We start from the raw sequence: 5,411 nt of genomic DNA, 5'->3' as shown, positions 1-5,411 counted from the left end.
CACTATCCCCCCGCGGGGGGGGCGGCCACCCCCCCGCCCCGGGCGGGCGGGCGGGGCCCCCCTTCCCGCGCCGGGGTCCGCGCCCCCCCCGGGCCCCCCCCCCCCCCGTCCGGTCAGTCCGCCGTCACCAGCGACGGGGTGTCCTTCGTCAGCACCTCGCCGCGGAAGAACGCCGGGCTGCGGCGCTGCATCACCAGCATCAGCACCACGCCGAGCAGCAGCAGCCCGACGCCGATCACGAAGACCGAGCCGACGCCGAAGACCGCGGAGCCGCTGCCGTACGCCGGGTCCCACATGTCGTACAGCGTCTTGCCGAACACCGCGGCCAGCAGGACGCCGCCCAACAGCGGGAAGAGGCCCTTGAAGACGAAGTCGCGTCCGGAGTTCAGGAGTTCGCGACGGAAGTACCAGGCGCACGCGAAGGCCGTGAGGGCGTAGTAGAAGCAGATCATGAGGCCGAGGGCGTAGATGGTGTCGACCAGGACGTGCTCACTGACCAGGGTCATCACCGTGTAGAAGACGCCGGTGGCGACACCGGCCACCACGGTCGCGCGGCCCGGGGTCTTGAAGCGCGGGTGGACGCGGGCGTACGACGGCGGCAGGGCCTCGTACGCGGACATCGCGAGCACCGTGCGGGCGACGGGGATGAACGTCGTCTGGAGGCTGGCCGCCGCCGACGCGAGGACCGCGAGGAAGAGCAGGATGCCGAGACCGGGGCCCATGACCGGGCCGGCGAGTGCGGCGAAGACGTTGTCGGAGGTCTCGGGGTTGGCGAGGCCGAGGCCCTTGTCGCCCGAGCCGACGGCCATCTGGGCGGCGATGCCGGTGGCGAGGTAGGAGCCGACCAGGACGACCATCGCGATGAGGGCGGCTCGGCCCGGGGTCCGGTCGCTGCCGGTCGTCTCCTCGTTGGCGGTCAGGCAGGCGTCCCAGCCCCAGTACATGAAGATCGAGAGGGACAGTCCGGCGGTGAAGGCGGCGAAGGACTGCACGGCGAACGGGTTCAGCCAGGAGAAGGAGAAGTCCAGGCCGGTCGAGAACTCGCCACTGCCCGCCTTCTGGAAGGCCATCGCGACGAAGACGGCCAGCACGAGCAGTTGCAGGCCCACCAGCGCGTACTGCACGCCCTTGGTCGCTGTCATGCCGCGGTAGCTGATCGCCGTGGCGACCGCGATGAGGACGAGGCAGGTGAGGATGTGCACCGGCTTGCTGTCGTCGAGCGCCGCCACCGACCCGCTGCCGGTGATCTCGCCCGCGAGGAGCCAGAAGTACGAGGTGGCCACGCCCGCCAGGTTGGAGAGCACGATGATCGTCGCGATCACCAGGCCCCAGCCGCACATCCAGCCGAGGCGCGGCCCGAAGGCCTTCACGGTCCAGGTGAAGGACGTGCCGCAGTCGGGCATCACCCGGTTCAGCTCGCGGTAGGCGAAGGCGACCAGCAGCATCGGCAGGAAGCCCGCCAGGAACACCGCGGGCATCTGCAGCCCGACCTCGCCGGCCGTGGAGCCGAGGGTGGAGGTCAGACAGTAGACGGGGGCGACGGTCGAGACGCCGATGACGGCGCTGCCCATCAGTCCGACGGAGTTGCCGCCGAGTCCCTTGGTCCGTACGCCCCCGTCGGAGGCGCCCCGTACCGTGTCTCCGGCCTGGGGCCGCGCATCCAGCTGAGTCATGAACAGGACGTTAAAGGCTGCGGTTTCCATATCCGGAGGTGCGAGATCCGGACGCCACCTCTTGTATTCCATGGTCCAGAACCAAGATCAGCCACCGATTTTCAGGTCATCTCGAATCGACACCCCGACTCCCGCAGGCCGCGAGGGCATCCTTCCGGAATGCGAGAACCGCAGCAGTGTCCGTTTTGACCGGTTTCCAAATTTTCCCGCGCTGTTTTCAGCCCGGCCAGACGACCGCCTGCACCTCGCTGTACGCATGCAGGGCGTAGGAGCCCACGTCCCGGCCGACCCCGCTGCGCTTGAATCCGCCGAACGGCGCCTCCATGTTCCGGCCGATGGTGTTCACCCCCACCCCGCCCGCCCGCAGCTCGGCCGCGATCCGGAAGGCCCGCGCCACGTCGCCCGACCACACGTAGTCGATCAGGCCGTAGTCGCTGTCGTTGGCGAGCGCTATGCCCTCCTCCTCCGTGTCGAAGGGGACGACGACCACCACCGGGCCGAAGATCTCCTCCCGCACAATGCGCATCCCGGACGTGCAGTCCGCGAAGAGAGTGGGGGCGACGTAGAAGCCCTTCTCGAACTCCGGACGCTCGCCGCCCGCGACCAGCCGCGCGCCTTCCTTGCGGCCCAGTTCGACGTAGGACTCCACCCGGTCGCGGTGCGCGGCGGAGATCACCGGGCCGACCACCGTTCCCCGCTCGGCCGGATCGCCGGTCCTGAGGTGCCCGGCGTAGGCCGCGAGCTTCTCGACCAGCCGGTCGTGGATCCCGCGCTGCGCGATCACCCGGGTCGGGGCCGTGCAGATCTGGCCGCTGTAGAAGGAGAACGTCGTCCCGATCCCCTGGACCGCCGAGTCGAGGTCGGCGTCGTCGAAGACGAGGGCCGCGCCCTTGCCGCCGAGCTCCATCAGCTGGCGCTTCATCCCGCGGCCGCAGACCTCGGCGATGCGCTGCCCGACCTCCGTCGAACCGGTGAAACTGACCATGTCGACGTCCCCGCAGTCGACCGCGGCCTCGCCGGCCGCGGGCGCGGACCCGGTCACCACATTGACCACGCCCGGCGGTACGCCCGCCTCTGCCAGCGCCTCGGCCATCCGGTACACGGACAGCGGGTCCTGCGGGGCGGGCTTCACGACGACCGTGTTCCCCATGGCGAGCGCGGGCGCGACCTTGCCCGCCGGATTGGCCCAGGGATTGTTGTACGAGGTGATGCAGGTGACCACGCCGACCGGGCGGCGCACCGCGAGCGCGCCGAACACCCCCGCGCGCCCCATCGGGCCCGCCGCGTTGATCTGTGGGGGCAGCGCCTGCTCGACGGGTTCCAGGGCACCGCGCGCATAGCGCCGGAAGCGCGCCGCACCGACCGCGACCTGCATCCCGCGTGCGGTGGCCGTGGTCGCCCCGCTCTCGGCGCGGGCGAGTTCGGCGTACGGCTCCGCCTCGCGCTGGATGACGTCGGCGGCCGCGTCCAGGATGCGGGCGCGTTCCTCCGGCTTCGTCCGCGACCAGCCGGCGAAGGCCTCACGGGCCGCCGCGGCCGCGGCGTACACCTGCTCACGGCTCGCCTCGGGAGCGAGGCCGACGGTCTCCTCGGTCGCCGGGTCGACGACCTCGTAGTACCCGTCGTCGGGCTCGACCCACTCGCCGCCGATGAACAGCCGCTGGTTCACCGGGTGCTCACGGTCCTCGTGTCGCGGCCCGAACGCAGGATCGTGCCCGGGACCGCGCCGGTGACCCGGTCGTCCCGGATGGTCTCGACGCCGTTCACGCGCACGGAGACGATGCCGATCGCCCGGGCGTCCAGGCGCGGGCTGTCGCCGGGCAGGTCGTGCACCAGGGTCGCCGGGCCGGCCTCGATCCGGTCGGGGTCGAACAGCACCAGGTCCGCGTGCCAGCCCTCGTGGATGCGGCCCCTCTCCCGCAGGCCGAAGAGCTGCGCCGGGTCGTCGGTCAGCATCTTCACGGCCTCCTCCAGCGGCAGCAGTTTGCGGCCGCGCAGACAGTCGCCGAGGAAGCGGGTGGTGTAGGGCGCGCCGCACATCCGGTCCAGGTGCGCGCCCGCGTCGGAGCCGCCGAGCATGACGTCCTGGTGCGCCCAGGTCCGCCGGCGCAGCTCCCAGGACGCGGGGTCGTTGTCGGTGGGCATCGGCCACAGGACCGTGCGCAGTTCGTCGTTGGCGCAGATCTCGACCAGGCAGGTGAAGGGGTCCTGGCCGCGTTCGGCGGCGATGTCGTCGACCACGCGGCCGCTGAGGCCGTCGTTCTCCTTGGCATAGGTGTCGCCGATGACATAGCGGCCGAAGTTGGCGAGCCGGCGGAAGACACCGGCCTCCTTGGAGTCGGCGCGGCGCAGCATCTCCTCGCGTACGGCCGGGTCGCGGAGCTTCTCGATCCGCTCCGGGACCGGGAGGCCCAGGATCTCGCCCCAGCCGGGGATGAGATTCAGCGCGCAGAACGTACCGAGCGACATGTTCATGGGGGTGAGGATCGGCATGGTCAGCGCGACGATGCGGCCGCCTTCCCGGCGGGCCCGCTCGCTCGCCATCAGCTGGCGCGGTACGCGTTCGGGCACGGACGCGTCGATGGTGAGCACGTTCCAGTTCAACGGGCGTCCGGCGGCGGCGGACATCCGCACGAAGAGGTCGATCTCCTCGTCGCTGAACTGATCGAGGCAGCCGGCGACGATCGCCTCCAGTTGGGTGCCCTCGTGGTCGGCGACGGCGCGGGAGAGCGCGAGGAGTTCGGCGGGCCCGGCGTGCCGGGAGGCGACGGGCTTGCCGTCGCCGTCGGAGTGCGTGGAGGACTGGGTGGTGGACAGGCCCCAGGCGCCGGCGTCCATCGCCTCGTGGAAGAGGGCGAGCATCTGCTCCAGTTGCTCGGGGGTGGGCGTGCCGCCGACCGCGTCGGGGCCCATCACATGGCGGCGCAGGGCGCAGTGGCCCACCATGAAACCGGCGTTGACGGCCGTCCGGCCCTCCAGGGCGTCCAGGTACTCGCCGAAGGTGTGCCAGTTCCAGGGCGCGCCCTCCTCCAGGGCGATCAGCGACATGCCTTCGACCTTGGACATCATCCGGCGGGTGTAGTCGGCGTCCTCGGGGCGTTCGGGGTTCAGCGGTGCGAGGGTGAAGCCGCAGTTGCCCCCGGCGACGGTGGTGACGCCGTGGTTCATGGAGGGGGTGGCGTACGGGTCCCAGAACAGCTGGGCGTCGTAGTGCGTGTGCGGGTCGACGAACCCGGGGGTGAGGATCAGTCCGGTGGCGTCCTCACTCGTCCTCGCCTCCTCCTCGACGGTGCCGGGCGCGGCGATGACCGCGATGAGGCCGTCCCGTACGCCGACGTCGGCGACGAACGCGGGAGCGCCGGTCCCGTCCACGACGGTCGCCGATCGGATGAGGTGGTCGAGCATGGGAGTTCCTCTCTGTGAGCCGTGGGCGTGAGCCGGGGCGGCTTGGTGAGCCGGGGCGTCACCGCGGTGTCAGCCGGGGCGTCACCGTGGTGCGGGCCGGCGGAGGCACCGTGCGTACGGGCGGGGAGGTCGAGGAGAGCGCCGGCGCCCGGAGGCCCACGCGCTCGGAGGCCGGCCGGTCGTGGCGACGGGCATCAGGGGGCTCGGGCACCGGAGCGCCCATGGACCGGGCCCCCGGGAGTCCGGTCGCCGGGGCAGGGCGGTCGGGGCGCGGGCCTCGGCCCGGCCGGTGCGGCAGGCCGCTGCCGCACCACCCGGGCCGGGCCCTGATCC

At 71.8% G+C, this 5,411-nt stretch carries 3 protein-coding genes; all 3 read right to left on the bottom strand.

The annotated features are described in order from the left end of the window. Positions 1 to 113: 113 nt before the first annotated feature. Positions 114 to 1,673, bottom strand: a complete 1,560-nt coding sequence (locus ACFWU3_RS08465) for an APC family permease (protein WP_384433094.1) — start codon at positions 1,671 to 1,673, stop codon at positions 114 to 116. A 217-nt stretch (positions 1,674 to 1,890) separates the two neighbouring features. Then, positions 1,891 to 3,342: an aldehyde dehydrogenase family protein gene (locus ACFWU3_RS08460; RefSeq protein ID WP_384433091.1), complete on the bottom strand. Its 1,452-nt coding sequence runs from the start codon at positions 3,340 to 3,342 to the stop codon at positions 1,891 to 1,893. Beyond that, entirely contained in the window at positions 3,339 to 5,078 is a 1,740-nt protein-coding gene (locus ACFWU3_RS08455; RefSeq protein ID WP_384433089.1) for an amidohydrolase family protein, read from the bottom strand. The genes ACFWU3_RS08460 and ACFWU3_RS08455 overlap by 4 nt, the downstream gene beginning before the upstream one ends. Positions 5,079 to 5,411: the final 333 nt, after the last annotated feature.

The sequence above is a fragment of the Streptomyces sp. NPDC058685 genome (assembly GCF_042714725.1).
Lineage (GTDB): Bacteria > Actinomycetota > Actinomycetes > Streptomycetales > Streptomycetaceae > Streptomyces.
Note: the sequence above shows the minus strand (reverse complement) of the source record. Positions and strands in the feature narration are given on the sequence as shown.